The sequence below is a fragment of the Stenotrophomonas sp. 21LCFQ19 genome, from assembly GCF_056861425.1.
The window spans coordinates 166,308-191,088 of the sequence record NZ_JBSPUF010000010.1; the positions used below are offsets into that span (position 1 = coordinate 166,308).

19 protein-coding genes are annotated in these 24,781 nt (G+C 64.6%); 15 read left to right on the plus strand and 4 right to left on the minus strand.

What is annotated here, in order from left to right:
• Positions 1-4 precede the first annotated feature (4 nt).
• The 3 genes from AC13FW_RS12860 to AC13FW_RS12870 all read left to right on the plus strand — a co-directional run bounded on the left by AC13FW_RS12860 (position 5) and on the right by AC13FW_RS12870 (position 1,947).
• On the plus strand, positions 5-829 hold the full coding sequence (locus AC13FW_RS12860) for a DUF4097 family beta strand repeat-containing protein (RefSeq protein ID WP_482989305.1): 825 nt from the start codon (positions 5-7) through the stop codon (positions 827-829).
• A 29-nt stretch (positions 830-858) separates the two neighbouring features.
• Complete coding sequence (locus AC13FW_RS12865) at positions 859-1,449, plus strand: DUF2884 family protein (protein WP_296246200.1); 591 nt, start codon at positions 859-861, stop codon at positions 1,447-1,449.
• 69 nt (positions 1,450-1,518) lie between these two features.
• Positions 1,519-1,947: a hypothetical protein gene (locus tag AC13FW_RS12870; protein WP_482989306.1), complete on the plus strand. Its 429-nt coding sequence runs from the start codon at positions 1,519-1,521 to the stop codon at positions 1,945-1,947.
• A 200-nt stretch (positions 1,948-2,147) separates the two neighbouring features.
• Here AC13FW_RS12870 and AC13FW_RS12875 read toward each other — a convergent pair whose 3' ends face one another.
• The gene (locus tag AC13FW_RS12875; RefSeq protein ID WP_482989307.1) at positions 2,148-3,557 is read right to left on the minus strand and encodes a class II fumarate hydratase; all 1,410 of its coding nucleotides are present in this window, start codon (positions 3,555-3,557) and stop codon (positions 2,148-2,150) included.
• 204 nt (positions 3,558-3,761) lie between these two features.
• Here AC13FW_RS12875 and purB point away from each other — a divergent pair, with 204 nt between their 5' ends.
• From purB to AC13FW_RS12910, 7 genes are all read left to right on the plus strand, one after another.
• On the plus strand, positions 3,762-5,144 hold the full coding sequence (purB, locus tag AC13FW_RS12880) for an adenylosuccinate lyase (protein ID WP_482989308.1): 1,383 nt from the start codon (positions 3,762-3,764) through the stop codon (positions 5,142-5,144).
• A gap of 355 nt (positions 5,145-5,499) precedes the next feature.
• Positions 5,500-6,993, plus strand: a complete 1,494-nt coding sequence (locus AC13FW_RS12885) for a ribosomal protein uL16 3-hydroxylase (protein ID WP_482989309.1) — start codon at positions 5,500-5,502, stop codon at positions 6,991-6,993.
• Positions 6,990-7,895 carry a GNAT family N-acetyltransferase gene (locus AC13FW_RS12890; protein ID WP_482989310.1) on the plus strand — a complete coding sequence of 302 codons (906 nt, stop codon included), beginning with the start codon at positions 6,990-6,992 and terminating at the stop codon, positions 7,893-7,895. The genes AC13FW_RS12885 and AC13FW_RS12890 overlap by 4 nt, the downstream gene beginning before the upstream one ends.
• A 174-nt stretch (positions 7,896-8,069) precedes the next feature.
• On the plus strand, positions 8,070-10,901 hold the full coding sequence (locus AC13FW_RS12895; RefSeq protein ID WP_482989311.1) for a 2-oxoglutarate dehydrogenase E1 component: 2,832 nt from the start codon (positions 8,070-8,072) through the stop codon (positions 10,899-10,901).
• A 42-nt stretch (positions 10,902-10,943) separates the two neighbouring features.
• Positions 10,944-12,140 (plus strand): dihydrolipoyllysine-residue succinyltransferase, encoded by a 1,197-nt coding sequence (gene sucB, locus AC13FW_RS12900; RefSeq protein WP_482989312.1) that lies wholly within the window; start codon positions 10,944-10,946, stop codon positions 12,138-12,140.
• Positions 12,141-12,269: 129 nt separating this feature from the next.
• Complete coding sequence (gene lpdA, locus AC13FW_RS12905) at positions 12,270-13,694, plus strand: dihydrolipoyl dehydrogenase (protein WP_482989313.1); 1,425 nt, start codon at positions 12,270-12,272, stop codon at positions 13,692-13,694.
• Positions 13,695-13,819: 125 nt separating this feature from the next.
• Positions 13,820-14,413 carry an LOG family protein gene (locus tag AC13FW_RS12910; protein ID WP_282272078.1) on the plus strand — a complete coding sequence of 198 codons (594 nt, stop codon included), beginning with the start codon at positions 13,820-13,822 and terminating at the stop codon, positions 14,411-14,413.
• Between the two features lie 334 nt (positions 14,414-14,747).
• Here the strand turns inward: AC13FW_RS12910 and AC13FW_RS12915 are convergent, their stop codons facing one another.
• Complete coding sequence (locus AC13FW_RS12915) at positions 14,748-17,645, minus strand: bifunctional diguanylate cyclase/phosphodiesterase (protein WP_482989314.1); 2,898 nt, start codon at positions 17,643-17,645, stop codon at positions 14,748-14,750.
• Positions 17,646-17,826: 181 nt separating this feature from the next.
• Here AC13FW_RS12915 and AC13FW_RS12920 point away from each other — a divergent pair, with 181 nt between their 5' ends.
• From AC13FW_RS12920 to AC13FW_RS12940, 5 genes are all read left to right on the plus strand, one after another.
• A complete protein-coding gene (locus AC13FW_RS12920; protein ID WP_481513849.1) occupies positions 17,827-18,384 on the plus strand; it encodes an RNA polymerase sigma factor in 558 nt (185 codons plus the stop codon).
• A complete protein-coding gene (locus AC13FW_RS12925) occupies positions 18,381-19,436 on the plus strand; it encodes a hypothetical protein (RefSeq protein WP_482989315.1) in 1,056 nt (351 codons plus the stop codon). The genes AC13FW_RS12920 and AC13FW_RS12925 overlap by 4 nt, the downstream gene beginning before the upstream one ends.
• A gap of 46 nt (positions 19,437-19,482) precedes the next feature.
• Positions 19,483-20,079 carry an IMPACT family protein gene (locus AC13FW_RS12930; RefSeq protein WP_296246224.1) on the plus strand — a complete coding sequence of 199 codons (597 nt, stop codon included), beginning with the start codon at positions 19,483-19,485 and terminating at the stop codon, positions 20,077-20,079.
• Positions 20,072-21,841: an ABC transporter transmembrane domain-containing protein gene (locus AC13FW_RS12935; protein ID WP_482989316.1), complete on the plus strand. Its 1,770-nt coding sequence runs from the start codon at positions 20,072-20,074 to the stop codon at positions 21,839-21,841. The genes AC13FW_RS12930 and AC13FW_RS12935 overlap by 8 nt, the downstream gene beginning before the upstream one ends.
• Positions 21,842-21,940: 99 nt before the next feature.
• Positions 21,941-22,156, plus strand: coding sequence for a hypothetical protein (locus tag AC13FW_RS12940; protein ID WP_482989317.1), 216 nt, complete (start codon positions 21,941-21,943; stop codon positions 22,154-22,156).
• 520 nt (positions 22,157-22,676) lie between these two features.
• Here the strand turns inward: AC13FW_RS12940 and AC13FW_RS12945 are convergent.
• Positions 22,677-23,792 carry a prephenate dehydrogenase gene (locus tag AC13FW_RS12945; protein WP_482989318.1) on the minus strand — a complete coding sequence of 372 codons (1,116 nt, stop codon included), beginning with the start codon at positions 23,790-23,792 and terminating at the stop codon, positions 22,677-22,679.
• A complete protein-coding gene (pdxY, locus tag AC13FW_RS12950; protein ID WP_482989319.1) occupies positions 23,789-24,697 on the minus strand; it encodes a pyridoxal kinase in 909 nt (302 codons plus the stop codon). The genes AC13FW_RS12945 and pdxY overlap by 4 nt, the downstream gene beginning before the upstream one ends.
• Positions 24,698-24,781 lie beyond the last annotated feature (84 nt).

Consider the following 24,781-nt stretch of genomic DNA (forward strand, 5'->3'; position numbering starts at 1 on the left):
GTTCATGCACAAGACGTTTGTACTGGCCGCATTGCTGGCTGCGCCGGGCGCAGCCTTCGCCAGCCAGCCCTGCGCGTTTACCGCACCCCAGTCGCTGAACCTGGACCTGGGAAGCAGCAAGACCGTGATGTTTGAAGTGAACAGCCATGACCTGCGCCTGCAGGCCAGCCCGGGCGCAAAAGCGGCCGTCAGCGGACGCGGCTGTGCTTCCAGTCAGGAACTGCTGGACCAGCTCACGCTGAGCCAGCGCAAGGTTGGCGACAAGCTGGTGGTGACGCTGGAACGCCGCAACCAGGGGCTGAACATCAACATGGGCCACACCTACGCCTACCTGGACCTGACCGGCAGCCTGCCGGACGACATCCTGGTACAGCTCAAGGTCGGTTCCGGTGATGCCTCGCTGGTCGGCGCCAAGAGCATGAGCGCCGACGTGGGCTCTGGCGATGTCAGTGCGCGTGACATCAAGGGCCTGGCAACGGCGGCAGTGGGTTCAGGCGATGTCGAGTTCCACAACATCGGCTCGCTTCACGTGCTCTCTGTTGGATCGGGCGATGCCAGGATCGACGGCGTCCGCGGCGACGCCCGGATCGGCACTGTCGGCTCCGGTGACGTCGAGCTGCGCGGTGTACAGGGTGCCGTAAGCATCGAAAGCATCGGCTCCGGTGACGTCGACATTCGCGATAGCCGCGGCGCCGTGCAGTTGGGCTCACTGGGTTCGGGCGACCTGGATGTCCGTGGCGCCGCCAGCCTCAAGGTGGATAGTCTCGGCAGTGGCTCGGTGAATCATTCCGGCATCAGCGGCAGCGTCGAGCTGCCGAAAAAACGCTAATTCCTTCTTATCGCAACGGAACGCAGACCATGAAGATCCTCAACGCATCCCTGCTCGCCTTGGCGCTGACACTCCCCTTGGCCGCCTGCGGCGAGAAGCCAGCAGCCAATGCACCTGCGACCGACACCACCATCGGCGCCAAGGTCCGCGAAGCCACCGACAAAGCCCGCAAGGAAATGGCGGAGGGCAACATCAGCATCGGCTCCGATGGCGCCAAGGTGGAGGTCACCCCGACCGGCGACCTGCTGATCAACAGCACCTCCATCCCGCTCAATGACAGCCAACGCGCGATTACCCTGCGCTACCGCACGCAGGTGATCGGCATTGCCGAGGCTGGCATCGACATCGGCGTGCAGGGGGCCAACCTCGGTGCGCAGGCTGCGGGCGAAGCGATCAAGGGCATCTTCTCTGGCAACTCCGAGCAGATCGAAGCACGCATCAATGCCGAGGCGGACAAGATCAAGGCCAGCGCCGCCAAGATCTGCGACCAGCTGCCTGCACTGATGGCCACCCAGCAGCAACTGGCTGCGGCGGTGCCCGAGTTCAAGCCGTACGCAAAGATGGACCAGAGCGACATCGACGATTGCCGCAACGGCAACGGCAACGTCCAGATCCCCTGATGGGGAGCCTGACCTGCACTCTGGCGGGGGCGGTAGAATGACCGCCCCCGCCGTTGCTGCCCCGATGCCATGAATAGACTGTTGTTGCTGATCCTCGTTGCCTTCGCCACCCTGGCCACCGGCTGTGACCGCGAGAAGTACGCCGAGCACCGCAGCGAGCGCAGCAAGCCCAAGGCCGAGGTCACCCTCGAGCGCATCGCCATCCGCCGCGCGCCCTACCCCAACCTCGACATCCTGCCGGATGGCCGCCTGCGCGTTGATGACATCGTCATCCCCTTGAACGCCGAGCAGCAGGCAATGCTGCAGACCAGCTTCGTCAAGCTGCAGATCCTGCGCCAGAACACTTTGGTGGACGCCGATCCGGCATCCGCACAGGAGCGCACGCTGCCGCTGCAGGTCCCCGAAGGCCAGTCGCCGTTCCCGCCGGACCTGGCCAAGCACATTCCCGAGTTCGAGAAGTACGACGAAGCCCTAGCCAACCTGCGCGCTGTGCGCTGAGCCTGTAGTGCCGACCCATGGTCGGCAATGGCTGCACCTGCAAGGTCAATGTAGTGCCGAGCCATGCTCGGCAGGGGCCTGCCCAGCAACCTCTCCCGCAGGAGCCGCGTAAACCGCGACGCCAACACCACCCGAAGGTCCGAAAGCCAACCCCTCCCCAGCCCTCCCCTTCGCTACGCGAAAGGGAGGGGGCAAACCCATCAATGGTCGTGGATGCCACCCAGGGTCAGCGCCGCCGGATCGAGCAGGCGTTTCAGCTCGGCCTCGGACAAACCGCTGTCCTCCAGCGCCACTTCCAGCACCGGACGCTGCTCCTTGTAGGCGCGCTTGGCAATCGCCGCGGCCTTCTCGTAGCCGATGATCGGGTTCAGCGCAGTGACCAGGATGGGATTGCGGGCCAAGGCCTCACGCACCCGCTCCTGCTTGACCACCAGGCCCACGAAGACCTTGTCGGCCAGCAGGTTCATCACATTGGACAGCAACTGGATCGAATCCAGCAGGTTGGCCGCGATCAGCGGCAGCGCCACGTTCAACTGGAAGTTGCCGGTCTGCCCGGCCACGGTGATCGCCGCATGGTGGCCAATCACCTGCGCAGCCACCATCACCGTTGCCTCCGGGATCACCGGATTGACCTTGCCCGGCATGATCGAGCTGCCCGGCTGCAAGGCCGGCAGCTCCACTTCGCCCAGGCCGGCCAGCGGACCGGAGTTCATCCAGCGCAGGTCATTGGCGATCTTGATCAAGGCCACTGCCAGCGCATTGAGCTGGCCTGACAGTTCCACCGCGTCGTCCTGCGCAGCCAGTCCTTCAAACTTGTTGGCCGCACTCTCGAACTTGACCCCGGTGCTGAGCGACAACGCCCGCGCCACCTTGCCGCCAAAGCGCGGATCGGCGTTGATGCCGGTGCCGATCGCGGTGCCGCCCAGCGGCAAGCGGCGCAGGCGCTTCAAGGCATCCTCGATGCGCCCTTCGGCCGAGGCCAGCTGGGCCGACCATGCGCCGAATTCCTGGGCGAAGGTCAGCGGCATCGCGTCCATCAGGTGGGTGCGACCGGTCTTGACGATCTTGCCCAGGGTGCGGGCGCGCTTGTCGATGGTCTTGCGCAGGTGCTTCAGCGCCGGCAGCAGCGATTCCACCACCTCGAGCTGGGCCGAGACGCGGATGGCGGTCGGGATCACGTCATTGGAGCTCTGCCCCAGATTGACGTGATCGTTGGGATGCACCGCGGTCTTGCCGGCCTTGCCACCGTGGTTGGCCAGCGTGGCGATGACCTCGTTGGCATTCATGTTCGACGAAGTGCCCGAGCCGGTCTGGTAGACATCGATCGGGAACTGGCTGTCATGCGCACCGATGGCCACTTCGGTGGCCGCCGACTGGATCGCCTTGCCAATACCCTTGGGCAGCAGCCCCAGGCCGGTGTTGACCTCGGCCGCGGCGCCCTTGATCAGGCCCAGCGCACGAATGAAGGCGCGTGGCATGCGCTGCCCGGAAATCGGGAAATTCTCGACCGCACGCTGCGTCTGCGCGCCCCACAGGGCCTCGGCGGGCACCTGCAGCTCGCCCATGCTGTCGTGTTCGGTCCGGAAACCACTCTTGGAAACCTTGCTCATCATCAACTCCGCACATCTTCGTTGGGGTAAAAGGAAGCTGCTGCGGCTGGCAATGGGCAGGCTTCCCTGGCTGGCGGCTGCGCACACCATACCCGTCATGTGCGGCGATGGCACCTGCGGCCGACGGAATTCAATGGCCCGCCAGCGGTCGTTGTCCCGGCAGCGTAGAATATGCGCCCCCGCTACTGCCCAACGCCTGCCGCCATGACGGATACGTCCCGCCAAGAAGCCGCCCTGCTCGCCCTGTCCCCGCTTGATGGCCGTTATGCCGGCAAGGTCGACGCCCTGCGCCCGATCTTCTCCGAGTACGGCCTGATCAAGGCCCGCGTCAAGGTCGAGATCGAATGGCTGCTGGCGCTGGGCGCCGAACCGGGCATCACCGAGCTGGCCGACTTCTCGGCAGCCGGCAAGGCCAAGCTGCGCGCGCTCGCCGACGGCTTTTCCGTCGAGAATGCTGCCCGCGTCAAGGAGATCGAGCGCACCACCAACCACGACGTCAAGGCCGTGGAGTACTTCATCAAGGAGCAGCTCAAGGACGACGCGGAGCTGGCACCGGCGCTGGAGTTCGTGCATTTCGCCTGCACCAGCGAGGACATCAACAACCTGTCCTACGGCCTGATGCTGGCTGAAGCCCGCGACAAGGTGATCGTGCCCGGTTACAGCGGCATCGCCGCCTCGCTGCGCCAGCTCGCCCACGCCCAGGCCGAACAGCCGATGCTGTCGCGCACCCACGGCCAGACCGCCTCGCCGACCACCCTGGGCAAGGAGCTGGCCAACGTCGTCGCCCGTCTGGAACGGCAGATCCGCCAGATCGGCGCGGTCGAGCTGACCGGCAAGATCAACGGCGCCGTCGGCAACTACAACGCCCACGTCGTCTCCTACCCGAACATCGACTGGCCGGCCTTCGCTGAGCGTTTCGTGACCTCGCTGGGCTTGGTGTTCAACCCCTACACCACCCAGATCGAGCCGCATGACAACGTCGCCGAGATCGGTGACGCCGCGCGCCGCGCCAACACCATCCTGATCGACCTGGCCCGCGACATCTGGGGCTATATCTCGCTGGGTTACTTCAAGCAGAAGCTCAAGGAAGGCGAAGTCGGCTCCTCGACCATGCCGCACAAGGTCAATCCGATCGATTTCGAGAATGCCGAAGGCAACTTCGGTATCGGCAATGCCTTGTTCGAGCACTTCAGTGCCAAGCTGCCGATCAGTCGCTGGCAGCGCGACCTGACCGATTCCACCGTGCTGCGCGCCGTCGGCACCGCCTTCGGCCACAGCCAGGTGGGCCTGGAGTCGCTGGCCAAGGGCCTGGGCAAGCTGACCGTGAACCCGGAGCGCCTGGACGCCGATCTGGACGCTGCCTGGGAAGTGCTGGCTGAAGCCGTGCAGACGGTAATGCGCCGCCACGGCCTGCCGAATCCCTACGAGCAGCTCAAGGCCCTGACCCGCGGCCACGGCATCACCGCCGATTCGATGCGCGAATTCATCGAGACCCTGGAGCTGCCGGCCGACGCCAAGCAGCGCCTGCGCGAGCTGACCCCGGGTGGGTATGCGGGTCTGGCGGCTGAGTTGGCCAAGGCGATCTGAGCAGCAGAAATGCTGAGTGCTTAAAGCCATTCTCCCGTTCACGGGGTGAGAGCAGCAGGCTGCGAACCATTGGTTCGCTGCTGCTCGAACGCCCTTGCGCCAGCGCAAGGGCCGGGGCGCGCAGCGGGGGTTGGGATGAGGGCAAGCTTCTGGATGTAGTGCCGAGCCACGCTCGGCAGAAGCTTTCCCGGTGAAGCCTCTTGCCGAGCATGGCTCGGCACTACGGGTGCATTCTTTTCGCTGAATTTGATCCAGATCAGTCGCCTACGGTGCGCATTGCCGCGAACAAGGGGACAATGGAGGTCTGCGCGCCCGGCGCGCCCCTGTTCGACCTCCGTTGCAAAGGATTTCCCCCATGGCTGCACGCAAGCAAAAGACCTATCCGATCGAAGTCCAGGCCAAGCCCGGCCTGCCGCTGGGCATGAGCCCGGCCACCTTCCTGCGCGATTACTGGCAGAAGCGCCCGCTGTTGATCCGCGCCGCCTTCCCGGACTTCGAGACCCCGGTAATGCCAGAAGACCTGGCCGGCCTGGCCTGTGAAGAAGGCGCGCTGGCGCGCATCGTCAGCCATGACCGCGCCACCGACGGCTGGACCCTGCGTACCGGCCCGTTCCAGGAAGAAGACTTCCCCGGCATGCCCGACCACGACTGGACCCTGCTGGTGCAGGACGTGGACAAGTGGGACCCGGAAGTGCGCGCGCTGACCTCCTATTTCAACTTCCTGCCGCGCTGGCGCATGGACGACGTGATGATCAGCTTTGCCGCCACCGGCGGTTCGGTTGGTGCCCATGTCGACCAATACGACGTGTTCCTGCTGCAGGCCCATGGCCAGCGCCGCTGGCAGATCGACGCCAGCGAATCGACCAAGGGCAAGCGCCCGTCACTTGAGTTCCGTCCCGACGTTGAACTGAAGCTGCTGAAGAAGTTCAAGGCGACCCACGATTGGGTGCTGGGCCCGGGTGACATGCTGTACCTGCCGCCGAACGTGCCGCACAACGGCGTTGCCGTGAACCCCTGCCTGACCTTCTCGTTCGGCATGCGCGCGCCGTCCTCGGCCGAGCTGATCAGCGATTATCTGGACGACCTGGTCGCCGACGCCGACGAATCCATCCGCTTCCAGGACCCGGACCTGAAGCTGCCGGAAGACCCGAACGAGATCGACGAGGCCGCCATGAAGCGCGTGGTCGCCGCGCTCAATGCGCTGCGCATGAACGACCCGGATCGCCTCGGCAACTGGTTCGGCCGTTTCATCACCACCTACCGCGCCGCCGGCGACATCCTGCCCTCGCAGGCGCCGCCATCGCCGGAAGAAGTGGTCGTCGAGCTGGAAAATGGCGGCGTGCTCGAGCGCCACCCCTGGGCCCGCCTGGCCTGGCGTCGCGCCACCCGTGGTGCCTCGCTGTATTGCTCGGGCCTGGCCTTCCAGCTGTCAATCAAGGACGCGCAGACCCTTGCTGGCGCGGAGCAGATCGACATCACGCTGTTCAACAAGCTCGGCAACAAGGGCCGTGATGCGTTGATGGAACTGATTGTCGGCGGCCATTACCAGCTGCTGGACGTGGAAACCATTGCCGCCATGCTCGCCGAGCAGGACGCGTTGGAAGCCATGGACGAGGTGGCCGAAGAAGACCAGGTCGAGGAAGATTTCGACGACGAAGACTTCGACGACGAGGCCGATGCTCCGGAAGTCGAGATCGAAGTGATCGAATACAGCGAAGCCGGTGAAGGCGAGCCGTCCAGCGCCAGCATCGAGACCGTGCTGGTCAATGATGAGGGCGTCGAGGTCGTGGTCATCTGTGACGACGGCGAGGAAGAAGACGAAGACGACGCGGAAACCCCGTCGGCATGAGTCAAACCGCGATCTTCCATGTAGAGATCGCCGACTACGCCGTGCAGCAGGCACTGCTGCACGGCGTGCGTCATACCGTATTCGTCAGTGAGCAGAACGTCCCGGCCGAGCTGGAAATAGACGAGCTGGACCCGCTCAGCGACCACGCGCTGGCCTTGGATGAACACGGCCAAGCCATCGGCGCCGCCCGCTTGACCCCGGATCAGCGCATCGGCCGCATGGCCGTGCTCGCCGCCTGGCGCGGCAAGGGCGTCGGCCAAACCTTGCTGAATGCGCTATTGAGCGCCGCCCGCAAGCGCGGCTGGGGCGAAGTCAGCCTGCATGCCCAGCTGCATGCCCGCGACTTCTATGCCAGTAACGGGTTTCTGCCGGAAGGTGTTGAATTTGAAGAAGCCGGCATCGGTCACCAGACCATGCGCCGGCGCCTGGACGGGGCAATGCGGGTACAGGACCCGGACCAGGCCCGCGCTGCCATGGCCGCGGTCATCCACGGCGCACGTCGCCACCTGCACCTGCAGCTGCGCGGCAACGACGCCCTGCTCGGCCAAGCGCTGGTCCTGGATGCGCTGCGCGGCTTTGCGACCGCCCGCCACGACAAGCAGGTACTGGTGCTGCTGCACGAAGCCGACCTGCCAGCCCTGCCCGCAGCCTTCATCGCCCTGGTGCAGCGCCTGCCCAGTGTGTTCAAGCTACGTGAGCCGGTAGACCCGATGGACTGCGAGGTCAGCTCGGCCGCTATCAGCAACGATCGGGGCGACTGCTACTTTCGTCCAATGGGCGCCCGCGTCGAAGGCGAGCTGTCGCTGGACAGCCCCGCCCGCGCGCAGCAGCAGGAAGCGCTGTTCAAGCGTATCTGGGAGCGTTCACGTGATTGCAACGGGCTTCGCGTACTAGGTGTCTGAGCATTGACCGGGACAGGACAAGCCGCAGTCAGGTATTAATGCGCGGGACAGTGTAGGTGCCCCTTCCTGTCCAGTGAGGGGTATAATTTCGTGGTTAGAACACGCCCGCGCGGGACGCTGTAGCAGGTCCGCCGGTTCCCAGAACTACCCCACAAGTGAATCCGACTCTCCATCGTGGACAATCTACTGAAGCAGTTTGCGCAATCATCGCAGCTCGCCGGCGGCAACGCCTCCTATGTCGAGGACCTGTACGAACAGTACCTCGTCTCCCCGGACAGTGTGGACCCCAAGTGGAAGTCCTACTTTGACGGCTTCAAAGGCCGCGAAGCTGGCGATGTGCCGCACTCTGCCGCCATCGCACACATCACCGAAGCCGCGAAGAACGCTGGCAAGGTCGGCGCCAACGCCGGTTCCGGCGACGAGCGCGAGCGCAATGTCGGCCGTCTGATCACCGCCTACCGTTCACGCGGCCACCTCGGCGCCAATCTTGATCCGCTGGGCCTGACCCCGCCGGTCAACCCGCCGGACCTGGGCCTGCCCTTCCACCACCTCAGCGATGCCGACCTCAACGACGAGTTCAGCACCGGTGGTGTCGGCGGCCAGCCGCGGATGAAGCTGCGTGACCTGTTTGCGCGCCTGAAGGCGACGTATACCGGCTCGATCGGCGCAGAGTTCATGTATATCGCCGAAGTCGAACAGCGCCAGTGGCTTTACCAGCGCCTTGAGGCTGCCGGTGGCAACTACAACCTGGATGCCGACACCAAGCGTCGCACCTTGGAGCGCCTGACCGCGGCCGAAGGCCTCGAGCGTTACCTGCACACCAAGTACGTCGGCCAGAAGCGCTTCTCGCTGGAAGGCGGCGACTCGCTGATCCCGATGATGGACACCATCATCCGCGACGCCGGCAAGGAAGGCGTCAAGGACGTGATCATCGGCATGGCCCACCGCGGCCGCCTGAACGTGCTGGTCAACACCCTCGGCAAGAACCCGCGCAAGCTGTTCGACGAATTCGAAGGCAAGTTCGAGCACGACGACCGCGCCGTTGCCGGTGACGTGAAGTACCACATGGGCTTCTCGGCCGACGTCGCCAGCGATGGCGGCCCGGTGCACCTGGCCCTGGCGTTCAACCCGTCGCACCTGGAAATCGCCGATCCGGTGGTTGTCGGCTCGGTGCGCTCGCGCCAGGAACGCCGCAACGACACCGCGCGCAAGCAGGTGATGCCGGTCCTGATCCACGGCGACGCTGCATTCGCCGGCCAGGGCGTGGTGATGGAGCTGTTCCAGATGTCGCAGGCCCGCGGTTTCGCGGTTGGCGGCACCGTGCACATCGTCATCAACAACCAGGTGGGCTTCACCACCTCCAACCGCGACGACTCGCGCTCGACCCTGTACTGCACCGACATCGCCAAGATGGTCGCGGCACCGGTCCTGCACGTGAACGGCGACGATCCCGAAGCCGTGGTGTTCGCGGCCAAGCTGGCCTATGACTTCCGCCAGCAGTTCAACAAGGACGTCGTGATCGACCTGGTCTGCTACCGCCGCTGGGGCCATAACGAAGCCGACGAACCGGCGATCACCCAGCCGCTGATGTACCAGGTGATCCGCAAGCACAAGACCACCCGCGAGCTCTACGCTGAGCAGCTGGAAGCCGCAGGCGTGATCGCTGCCGGTGCCGGCAAGGAAATGGTCGACACCTACCGCAACAAGCTCGATTCCGGTGAAGTCACCACCGAGCTGGCCACGGTCGAAAAGACCCCGGCCACCAGCAAGATGTTCGTCAACTGGCCGAAGTACCTGTCGGGCAAGCTGTCCGACCCGGTCAGCACCAAGGTCGACATGGGCAAGCTGACCCAGCTGGCCACCATGATCAACACCATTCCGGAAGGCGTGGAAGTGCATTCGCGTGTCGCCAAGGTGTACGACGACCGTCGCAAGATGGCCGCTGGTGAAATCCTGGGCGACTGGGGCTTTGCCGAGAACCTGGCCTACGCAACGCTGCTGGACGAAGGCAATGGACTGCGCCTGGTCGGCCAAGACGTGGGCCGCGGCACCTTCACCCACCGCCACGCGATCCTGCACGACCAGAAGACCGACAACTACTACCTGCCGCTGCGTCAGCTGGTCGAGTCGCCGGAACAGGCCACCATCATCGATTCGCTGCTCAGCGAAGAAGCGGTGATGGCATTTGAATACGGCTTCTCCACCACCGACCCGAACACCCTGTGCATCTGGGAAGGCCAGTTCGGCGACTTCGCCAACGGTGCCCAGGTCGTGATCGACCAGTTCATCGCCTCCGGCGAAGCAAAGTGGGGCCGCATCTCCGGCCTGACCCTGCTGCTGCCGCACGGCTATGAAGGCCAGGGCCCGGAGCACAGCTCGGCGCGTCTTGAGCGCTTCCTGCAGCTGTGCGCACTGGAGAACATGCTGGTCTGCGTGCCGTCGACCCCGGCGCAGGCATTCCACATGCTGCGTCGCCAGATGCGCATGGACACCCGCAAGCCGCTGGTCGTCATGTCGCCCAAGTCGCTGCTGCGTCACAAGCTGGCCGTGTCCAGCCTGGACGACATGGCCAACGGCGAGTTCCAGCACCTGATCGGCGACGCCACCGCGGACGCCAAGAAGGTCAAGCGCGTGGTCGTCTGCTCGGGCAAGGTCTACTACGACCTGCTGGAAGACGTGACCAAGCGCGGCCAGAATGACGTTGCACTGGTTCGCGTGGAACAGCTCTACCCGTTCCCGCGCCCGGCGCTGGCTGCCGAACTGAAGAAGTACGGCAAGGCAACCGACGTCGTGTGGTGCCAGGAAGAGCCGATGAACCAGGGTGCGTGGTACCAGATCAAGCACCACCTGCAGGCATGCGTGGCCGATGGCCAGGCCCTGCACTATGCCGGTCGCCCGCGTTCTCCGTCGCCTGCTGTTGGCCACATGTCCGATCACCTGCGCGAACTCGCACAGCTGCTCGCCGACGCGCTGGTCAACAAGATCGACGACAACTACGCCGAATAAGCCCCCTTTTCCACAAGAAAACGAAACCAGGAAATCAGCCAAATGGCCACCGAAGTCAAAGTACCGGTACTGCCCGAATCCGTCTCCGACGCCACCATCGCCACCTGGCACAAGAAGGCTGGCGAGGCCGTCAAGCGTGATGAGAACCTGCTCGACCTGGAAACCGACAAGGTCGTGTTGGAAGTACCGGCGCCGGTTGATGGCGTGCTGAAGGAAATCAAGTTCCAGGAAGGCGACACCGTCACCTCGAGCCAGATCCTGGCGATCATCGAGGAAGGCGCGGTTGCCGCTGCCGCCCCGGCCGCTGCTGCCGAGGCACCGAAGGCTGCTGCCCCGGCCGCCGCTCCGGCTGCTGCCGCTGCACCGGCCCCGGCTGCCAAGTCGGCTGCCGACGCCCTGCCCCCGGGCGCTCGCTTCTCGGCCATCACCGAAGGCGTGAACCCGGCTGACGTGTCCGGCACCGGCCGTCATGGCGCCGTGACCAAGGAAGACATCGTCAACTTCGCCCGCAACGGCGGCGTCGGCAAGGCCGGCGGTGCACGTCCGGAAGAACGCGTGCCGATGACCCGCATGCGCAAGCGCATCGCCGAGCGTCTGATGCAGTCGAAGAACTCGACCGCCATGCTGACGACCTTCAACGAAGTCAACCTGTCCAAGGTCTCGGCTGCGCGCAAGGAACTGCAGGAAGAGTTCGTCAAGGCCCACGGCATCAAGCTTGGCTTCATGAGCTTCTTCGTGAAGGCTGCCGCCAACGCGCTGCAGCGCTTCCCGCTGGTCAATGCCTCGATCGATGGTGACGACATCATCTATCACGGCTACTCGGACATCTCGATCGCCGTGTCCACCGACAAGGGTCTGGTCACCCCGGTGCTGCGCAACGTCGAGCGCATGTCGTTCGCCGACATCGAGAAGGCCATTGCCGACTACGCCAAGAAGGCCCGTGACGGCAAGCTGTCGCTGGAAGAACTGCAGGGCGGCACCTTCACCGTGACCAACGGCGGCACCTTCGGCTCGCTGATGTCGACCCCGATCGTCAACCCGCCGCAGAGCGCCATCCTCGGCATGCACGCCATCAAGGACCGTCCGATCGCCGAAAACGGCCAGATCGTGATCGCCCCGATGATGTACCTGGCCATGTCCTATGACCACCGCATCATCGACGGCAAGGATTCGGTGCAGTTCCTGGTGGACATCAAGAACCAGCTGGAAAACCCGGGCCGCATGCTGTTCGGTCTGTAATTCCGCTCGAAGCCCCTCTCCCCCCGGGAGAGGGGTTGGGGTGAGGGCCTCGGCCCTCCCGCACCCTCATCCGGCGCTACGCGCCACCTTCTCCCGCAGGGAGAAGGGATTGGTACCAAGGAATCTCAAATGGCTGAACAATTCGACGTCGTCGTCATCGGTGCTGGTCCGGCCGGCTACCACGCTGCCATCCGCGCCGCACAGCTGGGCCTGAAGACCGCCTGCATCGACGCAGCGCTGGGCAAGGACGGCAAGCCGGCCCTTGGCGGCACCTGCCTGCGCGTGGGCTGCATCCCGTCCAAGGCGCTGCTGGACTCCTCGCGCCAGTACTGGAACATGGGCCACATCTTCGATCAGCACGGCATCAGCTTCAACGACGCCAAGATCGACGTGAACAAGATGGTCGGCCGCAAGGACGCCATCGTGAAGCAGTTCACCGGCGGCATCGCCCAGTTGTTCAAGGCCAACAAGGTCGCCACCTACTACGGCTTCGGCCAGCTGCAGGCCGGCAACGTGGTCAAGGTCAAGCAGCACGACGGTTCGGAAGTCGAGCTCAAGGGCACCAACGTCATCATCGCCGCCGGTTCGGATTCGATCGAACTGCCGTTCGCCAAGTTTGACGGCAAGCACATCGTCGACAACGTCGGCGCGCTGGACTTCACCGAAGTGCCGAAGCGCCTGGCCGTGATCGGCGCCGGTGTGATCGGCCTGGAACTGGGCAGCGTGTGGAAGCGCCTGGGTTCGGACGTCACCATCCTGGAAGCACTGCCGGACTTCCTGGCTGCTGCCGATGCGGAAGTCGCCAAGGTTGCCGCCAAGGAATTCAAGAAGCAGGGCCTGAACATCCTGCTCAACGCCAAGGTCTCCAAGACCGAGATCAAGGGCGAAGAAGTCATCGTCAGCTACACCGATGCCGAAGGCGAGAAGAGCCTGACCGTCGACAAGCTGCTGGTGGCCGTTGGCCGTCGCGCTGCCAGCAAGGGCCTGTTGGCCGAAGGCACCGGCGTACAGATCAACGAGCGCGGCCAGATCGTGGTCGACGACCATTGCCACACCGGCGTCGATGGCGTCTGGGCGGTGGGTGACTGCGTGCGCGGCCCGATGCTGGCCCACAAGGGCTTTGAAGAAGGCGTCGCCGTGGCTGAGCTGATCGCTGGCCTGCCGGGCCACGTCAACTTCGACACCATCCCGTGGGTCATCTACACCGAGCCGGAACTGGCATGGGTCGGCAAGACCGAAGCCCAGCTCAAGGCCGAGGGCATCCCGTACAAGGCCGGCAGCTTCCCGTTCGCCGCCAACGGCCGCGCCGTCGCCATGGTGGAGCCGGCTGGCTTCGTCAAGGTGCTGGCTCACGCCGAAACCGACCGCGTGCTGGGCATGCACCTGGTCGGCGCCAATGTCTCCGAGCTGGTGCACGAAGGTGTGCTGACCATGGAGTTCAGCGGCTCGTCCGATGACCTGGCCCGCATCTGCCACGCCCACCCGTCGCTGTCCGAAGCAGTGCACGATGCGGCGATGGCAGTGACCAAGCGCGCCATCCACAAGGCCAACTAAGCTCCACGGCCTGTGACCTGAAGGCTCCGCCAAGGCGGAGCCTTCTTGCTTTTGTAGTCCACGGTCTGCGTGCGCATTCATCGGCGGCAGAACGACCACCTCTTCCCATCCATCAGGAACAACACATGAAGTCCATCTGCGTCTATTGCGGCTCCAACCCCGGCGCCAAGCCCATCTACGTCGAACGCGCCACCGAACTGGGCACGCGCATCGCCAACGAAGGCCTGCGTCTGGTCTATGGCGGCGGCCGTACCGGCCTGATGGGCGCGGTGGCAGACGGTGTGCTCGCTGCTGGTGGCGAAGTCACCGGCGTGATCCCGCAGCATCTGGTGGACATGGAAGTGGCGCACAAGGGCGTGACCTCGCTGGAGATCGTCGGCTCGATGCATGAGCGCAAGTCGCGCATGTTCGACCTGTCCGATGCCTTCGTCGCCCTGCCCGGCGGCTTCGGCACCGCCGAGGAGATCTTCGAGATGCTGACCTGGCGCCAGCTCGGCATCGGCCACAAGCCCTGCGCCTTCCTCGACATCGACGGCTTCTACCAGCCGCTGATCGGCATGATCGATACCATGGTCAGCGAGCGCTTCCTGCACCCGGAGCAGCGCGAAGACCTGTGGTACGGCGACGACGCCACGCAGATGCTGGAGTGGATGCGCAATTACTCGCCGGCCCAGGCCGACAAGTGGTTCGACGAGAAGAAGCGCAACGCGCTGCGTTGAGGCATCGGCGGTCTTTTTGCAGCAGCGGCGTGAGCCGAGAGGCTGGCGGTCCACACAGATCGCCAGCCTGCGCCCGGACAACAGTCAACGCAATTCCTGCAATCGCAATCGATACGTAGCAGAAGCATTCCCAGCGTCGCGGCTGACGCCGCCCCCGCATTCGGTTGGGGCTTTGTGGGAGCGGCGTCAGCCGCGAAGTTCGTATCCTGCACAGGCCAAAGGCCATTGAAGCAGGCAACAACAAACCCCTGCGTGCATCCTGCAATTGCAGCCTATGCGGCGCGGAGGCATAGGTGGCTTCGCGGCTAACGCCGCTCCTACAACAGCAGTGTGCTTAGGCGTGCTGCAGGGTCTGTTCGCGCGCGGCCGGGTAACCCAACAGGTAACCCTGGCCGAAGTTGCAGCCCAGTTCCTTCAGCGTCTGCAGCTGCCGCTCGTTCTCGATGCCCTCGCCTATCGTCTCGATGCCCAGCGTGCGCGCAAGCGACAGCACGCCTTCCACCAGGGTAAGGGTGCTGTTGCCACTTTCATCGTGCAGGCCGGCAACAAAGCTGCGGTCCACCTTCAGCGCGCTGATCGGGAAGCGATGCAGATAGGACAGCGCCGAATAGCCGGTACCGAAGTCATCCAGCTGCACCACCACGCCGCGCTCACGCAGCTGGTGCAAAGCGCGCAGGGTGCGCGGCTCGTCGTCGAGCAGGGCCATCTCGGTGATCTCCACCCGCAGCCGCTCCGGATCAGCGCCCGCAGCATCCAGCATTCCCAGCAAACGCGGTGCGAACTCAGCCGAACGGAAATGCCGCGGCGACACGTTCACCGAAATGTAGCCCACCACCGACGCCGCCATGTCCTGCATGACCTGCTCGTAGATCTGCCAATCCACCTGCTCGATCAGGCCGCTCTCTTCGCCCAACGATAGAAACTCCCCCGGTACCAGCACACCGCGCCGCTCGTGTTGCCAGCGCAACAGCGCTTCGTGACCGACCACCTTGCCATCAAGCAAGGACACGATGGGCTGGTAATACGGCAGGAAATCACGTTTCTTGATCGCCCTTCGCAGGTCCGCCTCCAGCTCCAGGCTGCGCATGGCCTCGTCGTGCATCGCACCGTCGAACATCACGCAACGGTCCTGGCCCTTGAGCTTGGCCCGGTACATGGCCGCATCCGCGTCGCGCAGCAGGTCCGCGCCAGAGGTATAGCGCGCATCCCATACCGCGATTCCGATACTGCCGGAGGGGAACAACTCGCGCCCGTCCACCCACATCGGCGCTTCCAGCGCCCTGAGCAGACGGCGCCCCAGGTCCATCGCCGCGTTCGAACCGCGATCAGAGTGCACTAGCAGCGCGAATTCGTCGCCACCCAGCCGCGCCACCACGTCATCACCACGGACCAGCCCCACCAGTCGGCGCGCGACCTCAACCAGCATCTGGTCGCCGGCGGCATGGCCAATACTGTCGTTGACCCACTTGAAGCGATCCAGGTCCAGGAACAGCAGGGCGAAGTTCGGGGCGATGCCCAGCTCCGCGTTCTCGATCGCACGTTCCAGTCGATCCTGCAGGTGCAGGCGATTCGGCAACCCGGTCAGCACGTCATGCATCGCAAGGTGGGTCAGGCGCTGCTCGGCACGCATGCGTTCGCCAATCTGCCCCAGCAGCTTCTGGTTCACCTCGCCGAGCTCACGGGTACGCTCGGTGACCCGCAGCTCCAGGTCGGCATGGGCCTGCACCAGGCGCTGTTGATCGCGCTGGCGGGCAAGGCTGTTGCCGATCGCGCGTGCAACAAATACCAACAGGCGTTGATCATCGGCGGTGAATACGACCTCCGGGTTGTAGCTCTGCACCGCGATGACGCCTACCACTTCCTCATCACTGAACAAGGGCACGCCCAACCAGCATTGCGACTTGGCCCCGAATTCCTTCAAGGTGCCAGCCACGATCAACTGGTCGATACCCGCCCGCGTCAGCAATACCGGCTCGCGGCGTTGCAGCGCGTACTCGGTCAAGCCGTCACTGAAAATCCGGGTCGCGCGTTCACGGTTGTAGCGATCGACGGAATAGACGAACTCGATGCCGGTCGCATCGGGGGTCACCATCGCCACGTAGAAATTACTGGCATCCAGCAACCGGCCGATGATCTCATGTACCTGTGCGTAGAAATCGCCGGTGGCCTTGCTCATCGCCAGCTCGGAGATGTTGAACAACGCCGCCTGCAGCAGTTCCGCGCGTCGGCGCTCGATGATCTCGCCCTGCAGGTGGTCGTTGATACGCTCCAGATCCTGCGTGCGCTGCCAGACCCGCTGTTCCAGCTGCGCGTGCGCCTGATGACGATCCATCGCGGTAAGGATGTGCTTGGCGACAAAGTTCAGCAGTGCCAGCTCTTCCTCGCCATAGCAGGCATCGGCGACATAACTCTGCACCACGATCGCACCGCAGACCCGGTTGTCCCGCCACATCGGCACACCCAGCCAGTCGGTGCTCTCCTCGCCCTCCGACACCTCGTACGGCTGTTCCAGGTACTTGGCCAGCTCACGCGACGGCCCGCTCAGTGCGCGGCCATTGCGCAACACCGCAAAGGTCAAACTGGCCGGCATTTCCTCGTAGCTGTAGCGACGCCCGGGATCAGGCAGATAGCTGTCATGGGTATCAACGAAATACAGGAATTCCAGGCTCTGCTGGTTTTCGTCACACTCGACGATGTAGCAGTTCTCCGCATACATCAGCGAACCGAGGATGCGATGGAAATGCGCCATCATCTCGGTCATTGCCAGGTCGGCGCCGGCCAGATCGGCAATTTCGAACAAGGCTTTCTGCAGTTGCTTGGAGCGCTGCAGTTCTTCAATCTGGATGCGCTGGCGCATCAGCTCCATGGCCGAGCAGATCAACACCCGCGCCGTGCCCTCCCATGCTTCACGGCGCGCCGCCGGCAGCGCCTGTTCGGGATCGATCAGCAGCACATAATCCGCGTCGCCATCGTGACTCCATTCCAGCAGGTGTACGGAGGCAGGAAGGCCCTCCTTGTTGCCCGCCAGGCAATCACGAGCGAGCTGGCGCAGGCCATCGCCCGAAACCGGGGAACTGCAGCTACCCTCGCCAAGCGAACCATCGCGCCACGCCAGCGCAACCGTGCTGACGGGAGGCAACAAGCTCTGCAATGTCCCTACCACGTTGGTGACCGGCGAAATTGTATCGGCGCGCTGGGTTTCGGCCTTCGCGTCAAGCTCGCTATACGACATGTATCCGTTCTCTCTGGGTTCCGGTCGCCCGGAACTCCCCCCTGATTCCCCAGCATACCTTCAGCAGCGGTCAAGAGCAGTGTGTCGCAAAAAAAAGATTGTCTTTCACGATTATGAATGAGCGACTTTCCGACAGCTCATCGAGCTAGGCAGAACCAAGCCCAACCACTACGCTTGGCGGGTGGATACCGCTGTCCAAACCCCTACCGACGAAGTGCTGATGTTGGCCTATGCCGACGGCGACAGCGATGCGTTCTCCGAGCTCTATGCCCGGCATCGCGCGCGGCTGTTCCACTATCTGCTGGGCCAGCTGCGTGACCGGCCCTTGGCCGAGGAACTGTTCCAGGACGTCTGGCAGAAGATGATCAATGCCCGCGCTGGCTGGAAACCCGACGCCGCCTTCGCCACCTGGCTGTTCCGCATCGCCCACAACCGACTCAACGATCATTGGCGGGCCGCCCGCCATCGCCCGGCAGCACCGGAAGACGCCGACGAGCGAACCGCGCGCCTGGCCGACAACTGCACACCGGAGCTGCTGGCTGACGAACAGGCCCAGCGCCTGCAACTGCGCCAGGCCTTGGCCGAGTTGCCGCCGGAACAACAGGAAGTCGTGATCCTGCGACTGGAACAGGAACTCAGCCTGGAGGAGATCGGGCAGATCACCGGCGTTGGCCGGGAAACCGTCAAGTCGCGGCTGCGCTATGCGATGGACAAGCTGCGCGCGAGGTTGAGCGAATGAACACTCCAGACATGCTGACCCCTGAAGAGCGCGAGCTGGCCAGGCTGCTGGGCCGTCCCGGCGCCGGCACAGCCCCCCCCAGCGCACAGCTGGACGCCCGGATCATGGACTTGGCCCGCGCCAAGACGGAGACGCAGCCTCAGTCAGGACAAAACCAAGCAGACACCCAGACCCGGCAACGCACCACGGCATCCGCCAGACAGCCATCCGCATCGCAGCGCCGCGGCTGGGGTCGCCGGCGCGGTCTGGTGTCTTCACTGGCCGTGGCCGCGTCACTGGTATTGGTGGTTGGCCTGGCCTGGCAATTGCGCCCGCTGACACCGCCGCAACCGGCGATGCAACACGCCGAGATGTCCGCGCCCGCGGCAGCGCCAATGACCACTGACATCGCAGCCGCCGAGGTCGCTGCGGCACCCGCAGCCCCGACCCAGGTTGCCGAGGATGCCGCCGCAGCTGCTGTGCCGCAGGCCCGATCCATCGTCAACGCGAAGGCGTCCAGCGCTGGCGCCGCACAGCCAGATGCTGCGCACAAGGACAAGGCCAGCGCCATCGAGCAGCCCGCTACCAGCAATGCAGGGCAATCGCCGCGCGCCTTCTCCGCCGCACCGGTCATTGTCCCGCCCGCCCCGCCTGCCCCTCCAGCGCCCATGATGGCTCCGGCACCGATGGCTACACCGGTTCAAGCCGAACAGGCCGGCTCCGCCGACGCCGGGCAGGACGGTTTCTATCTGAGCGAAACGGCACCCACTCCCGCACGTGCTGCACCGCCCCGGCTGACATCCACCGGCTCCACCCCGATTCCACATGCTGGCGCCAAGACAGTCAGCAAGGCAGCCGAGGCACGTCGCCAACGTGCGGAAGCGATCGCCGCCGACAGCACACCCGACATCGAGGCCGACGCCACGCTGTCGCGTCACCAATGGATAAAGCGCATCCGCGAACGCCACGAAGCCGGTGACCTGGACGGTGCAAAGGCCAGCCTGCGGCGCTTTGCACACGACTACCCGGAAGCGCGCATTCCGCGCGATCTGCGCCCGCTGCTCAAGGATTGAGCTGCATCGGCTACCGCTTTGCCGCGCTGCCACTAGAATGACGGCAATGCTCGACACTCTCGCCGCACCCGCCAGCCACGAGCTGGAGATCAAACACAGCCGCTTCCTCGCGCAGGCAGCGCCGATCAGCGATGCCGCCGCAGCGCTGGCATTCATCCAGTCGGTGTCGGATGTCGACGCCACCCACAACTGCTGGGCCTACCGGCACGGCAATGACTATCGCTCCAGTGACGACGGCGAGCCGGCAGGTACCGCGGGACGCCCGATTCTCGCAGCGATAGATGGTCAGGGTTACGACCGCATCGCTGTAGTGGTGACGCGCTGGTACGGCGGCATCAAGCTCGGTGCTGGCGGCCTGGTCCGTGCCTACGGCGGTACCGCCGCCGAATGCCTGCGGCTGGCCCAGCGCAGCCCCTTGGTGCCGATGACCGAGCGCATCCTGCAATGCGGCTTCGAAGACATGGGCATCGTGCACACCCTGCTCGGCACCGCCGGCGCCGAGAAGCTTGAAGAACACTTCCTGCCCGAAGGCCTGCGCCTGCATGTGCGCCTGCCGGCAGACCAGATCGAAGCGCTGGCACTGCGCCTGCGCGACGCCACCCGCGACCGCCTACGCCTGAGCGAACCTGTCGACAATGACTGAAGCCCCTTCCACACCGCCGCAACGCAAGCTGCAGAAGCTCGGCAGCCTGAAAACCCTGTGGCCATTCGTGCGCCGTCACGCCGGCCTGTTCACCGCGTGGCTGGTCGCACTGGCAGTGTCCTCGACGGCGACCTTGAGCCTGCCGATGGCGGTCAAGCAGATGATCGACCACGGCTTCTCCGGTGGCGGCGAGATCAACCGTGCCTTCCTGCTGCTGTTCATCGTCGCGGTGGTGCTTGCCTTGGCCACCGCCGCACGCTTTTTCTTCGTCTCCCTGCTGGGCGAAAAAGTCGTCGCCGACCTGCGCGGAAAACTCTATGCGCACCTGATCGGGCTGGATGCCGGCTTCCACGACCGCACCCGCAGCGGCGAGCTGGTATCGCGGCTGACCGCCGACAGCGAACTGCTGCGCAGCGTGATCGGCTCGACCATGTCGGTGGCACTGCGCAGCAGCGTTACCGTGATCGGCGCGATGGTGATGCTGTTCGTCACCAGCCCACACCTGGCGGTGTACTCGCTGATCGGTATCCCGCTGGCGGTACTGCCGATCGTGTTGGGCGCGCGCCAGTTGCAGAAAATCTCCCGCGCCAGCCAGGACCGCGTCGCCGACGCCAATGCGCTGGCCTCGGAAACGCTCGGCGCGGTGCGTACGGTGCAGGCGCATGCCCGCGAACCCTACGAGCGTGGCCGCTTCGAGGCCGCGCTGGACATCTCCGTGGCCACCGCGAAGCGCCGCATCCGCACCCAGTCCTTCGTCACCGCCATCGCAATCGTGCTGGTGTTCGGCGCCATCGTTGCGGTGCTGTGGTCGGGCGCGCACGACGTCGTCGACGGTCGCATGACGGCAGGTACGCTTGGCCAGTTCGTGCTGTACGCCTTGATCGGCGGCGGCTCAGTCGGCGCTTTGGCCGAAGTCTGGAACGAACTGCAGCGCGCCTCCGGCGGCATGGGCCGCATTGGTGAGCTGCTGGCGGAGAGTCCGCAGATCACCGCTCCCGCAAAGCCGCAATCGCTGCCCTCGCCGGTTCGCGGCGAAATCCGCTTCGAGCATGTGTCGTTCCATTACCCGCAACGCCCGGATCAGCCGGCACTGGATGATTTCAGCCTGACGGTGTCGCCGGGCGAAACCGTGGCCCTGGTCGGCCCGTCCGGCGCCGGCAAAAGCACCGTGCTGTCGCTGCTGCTGCGCTTCCATGATCCGGACAGCGGTGATCTGCGTCTGGACGGCGTCGACCTGCGCGAGCTGGACCCGGCACAGCTGCGCCAGAGCATTGCCCTGGTGCCGCAACAGCCTGCCCTGTTTGCCGCCAGCGCTGCCGACAACATCCGCTATGGCCGGCTCGAAGCCAGCGACGAGGAAGTTCGCGCCGCCGCGCGCTCGGCCGAGGCCGACGATTTCCTGATGCAGTTGCCGGAAGGCTATGCCAGCGACCTGGGCGAACGTGGCGCGCGCCTGTCCGGCGGCCAGCAGCAGCGCGTGGCCATTGCCCGCGCCCTGCTCAAGGACGCACCGGTGCTGCTGCTGGACGAAGCGACCAGCGCACTGGATGCGCAAAGTGAACGTGCCGTGCAACAGGCGCTTGAGCGCCTGATGGCAGGCCGCACCACGCTGGTCATCGCCCATCGGCTGGCAACGGTATTGAAGGCGGACCGCATCGTGGTGATGGACCACGGCCGCATCGTCGCCCAGGGCACGCATGCTGAACTGTTGGCACAGGATGGCTTGTATGCCGAGCTGGCACGGCTGCAATTCATAGATTGAGAACGCTGCGGTAACGCATCGCTAACAACGCCGGCGGCAAGCTCGCAGGGTGGTCGCATCGATGCACTGCGACCACCTTCCCAGCTTTGGAGGCGAACCATGGCGTTCAGACAGTTTCCAGCAACCACACGCGATGGCGAGAGCTGCATCGTCATCGAGTTTCTTGATGAGCCCAGCAACACTCAAGCCAGCAGCACAAACCGTCCACCGCGTTACGAGCTTGCCGATGGCCGGCCCTTGCTGCGTCGCGGCAGCAACCTGTTCAGTGCCGACGGCGAAGTCAGCCTGTCGATGAACCAGCCCTACCGGGCCTGATTCCTGCTTCTACAGCGCGCCGTGATCACTGCCGGCGCGCACTGGGGACAGTCCGCTGCCAGCCGGCCGGGAAATTATGAATACGCTTTGCGGATGCAGTCCGCGACTGGTCAAATTTTCACCAACCATCTTGACAACCTTGTGCCGCAAGGGATGTCAGCGATTATCCACATGCTTGCACACACGTCACTGTGGATTAAGTCGCAGCTGGTGAGACGCCGATGAGGTTGAGCCCCTCCCTTTTGCGCAGCAAAGGGGAGCACTGGCGAGGGTTGCTTTGATTGCCTTGGCTTTTGTGGGAGCGGCGTCAGCCGCGAGGCTGGTGGTCCTCGACAACTACGCCACCTTGGCAACTGCAATGCGCTATCGGCTTCGGCTGATGTTGTGAGCTTCGCGGCTCACGCCGCTCCCACAGCTCGTCCCCCTCCCCTTTTGCGTAGTCGGAGAGGGGTGTCCTTACGCTGTTGCAGCTGTTAGCTCGCAAGCTGCGCGGCTCACGCCGCTCCCACAACCGACGCGCTTACCGCTCCAGCACCCGGCCTATGCCACTGCTATTGATCTCGTCGCTGGCGGCTGAAATCACTTCGGGTGCATACGCCTGCACGAAGCCCATCCGGAAATGCACTTCACCACTCGGTGTACGCGAGGAATGAATCGAGGCCAGGCTGATGCCATGGCGTTCGAACACATGCAGCAACTCGCGCAGCGATCCGGCGCGGTCCTCCGGCAGATGCACGCTCATCGCACGCTGGTCAGTCAGGTCCGCCAGCAGGTAACCGACCCGCTCGAAGCTGTAATTGCCATCGCGCAAAGTCTGCTCATCCACCGCGGCCTTGTTCTCGGCGAGGTATTGGCTACGGAACTGCGCTCGCGCGGCATCGTCGCCCTGCCCGACCAGACCACGCAGCTGCTGCAGCTGCTGCAACAGGTGATCCAGTACTTCACCGGCATGCGGATTGCCGAACTGGATGTCTTCGTAGATCGCCGGGTTCAACGACAGGATGCGCGAGATCACCGCTGCATCCAGTTCAAAAGCAGCCGAGCGATACGGCATCAATTCGCTCAGCGTGCCCAGCATCGGTGCGTATTCGCGCAGCACGCCGGCCTGGGCCAGATGCGTGGCATGCACCATCGCCTGCACCAGCGCCATCACCCGGTCGTGGTGCTCGGCAGTGCCGCGCACGCATTCGGCCTGCAGGGCGATGCACAGTTCATCCAGCCACGCCTGCCACTGCGCATCCAGCCGCGCTTCGCAGACCACCATGACCCTGCCCTTCAAGGTCGGCGCCTTGGGTGGTGCGGTCATCGGGTGCAGGCCAGCGACCGACGCCTGCGACTCCAGCATCGCCGCCACCGGCTCAGCCTTGATCGAGGTAACGTCCAGCCACAGTTTGCCGCGCTCACGTCCGGCCGATTGGCGGATGTAGTCGCGGATCAATGCGGGCGTGTGCCGGATCGGCGCCGAGAACAGCAGCACATCGGCCTGTCCCAGCAACTGCTCCGGGGTCTGCGAGTCCGCATCGACAGGATCGTGGCCGATCACCTGCAAACCCATGCGCGATTCGAAGAAGCCACGCAGCCAACGTCCAAAGGCACCGCCGCTGCCGACGATGCCGATGACCGGACGCAGACTCACGCCAGACGCTCGGCGCGGAAGCGGTACGGGGTCCCCAAGGCAGCTGGTGCAGCCGCCAACACGTCGAACTCTTCCACGCCAGTGGCCAGCGTCGCCTCCAGCGCCGCGTGCACACCAGCTATAGCGCGGCTCACGCCGTCCTCGAAGCTATGACCCTTGAGCAGGAAGGCGACCAGCAGCGACATCAACACGTCACCGGTGCCGGCCACATCCACCGGCAGATGCGGTGAGGTCCAGCGCCATATCTGTTCGCGGCCGATAGCCAAGGTCACCAGTTCGCCCGGATCACCGGACACCGAATGCGCGATCACCCATTCCGGCCCGCGCTCCAGCAGCTTGCGCGATGCAGCGATGGCATCGTCCTGTTCCAGTGCGGGCATGCCGGTCAATCGGCCCAGCTCGAAGGCGTTCGGCGTGACCAACCAGGCATTTGGCAGCAGGCGCTCGATGAAGATCTTTTCCAGCCCCGGCTCAACGTAGGGCCCGGTATGGGTGTCGCCGATCACCGGGTCCAGGCAGTAACGCAGCTGCGGCGACTGCGGCAGCACTACGTCCAGCCAATCGGCAAAGGCGGCGCCGTTGGCGACGCTGCCGAAGTAGCCGGATACCAGGGCTCCGGCCCGCTGCGGCAAGCCACGCTCGGTTGCGCCCTGCAGCAGCTCCGCAAACCAGTCTGCAGGCAGCACGCGGCCGCGCAGCGTCGCGTAGAACGGTGCGTTACTGAGCAGCGTGGTGGGAATTTCGGCGACGCGCAGGCCCAGGGCACGCAACGGCGGTACGGCCGCGCTGTTGCCGGCATGGCCGTAGACCAATTGGGATTGCACGGAAATCACGTCCACCGGCGACGGCCCGTCCGGGCGTTGCCGACGACCGTGCACGAGATGGCTATGGTCGACTTCGTTCATCGCCCTATTCTACGTCCGCAGGACAAGGCGCGACTGCATACGCTTGCGCGCGCAACCAATAGCAGATGGCATAACGAGGTAGTG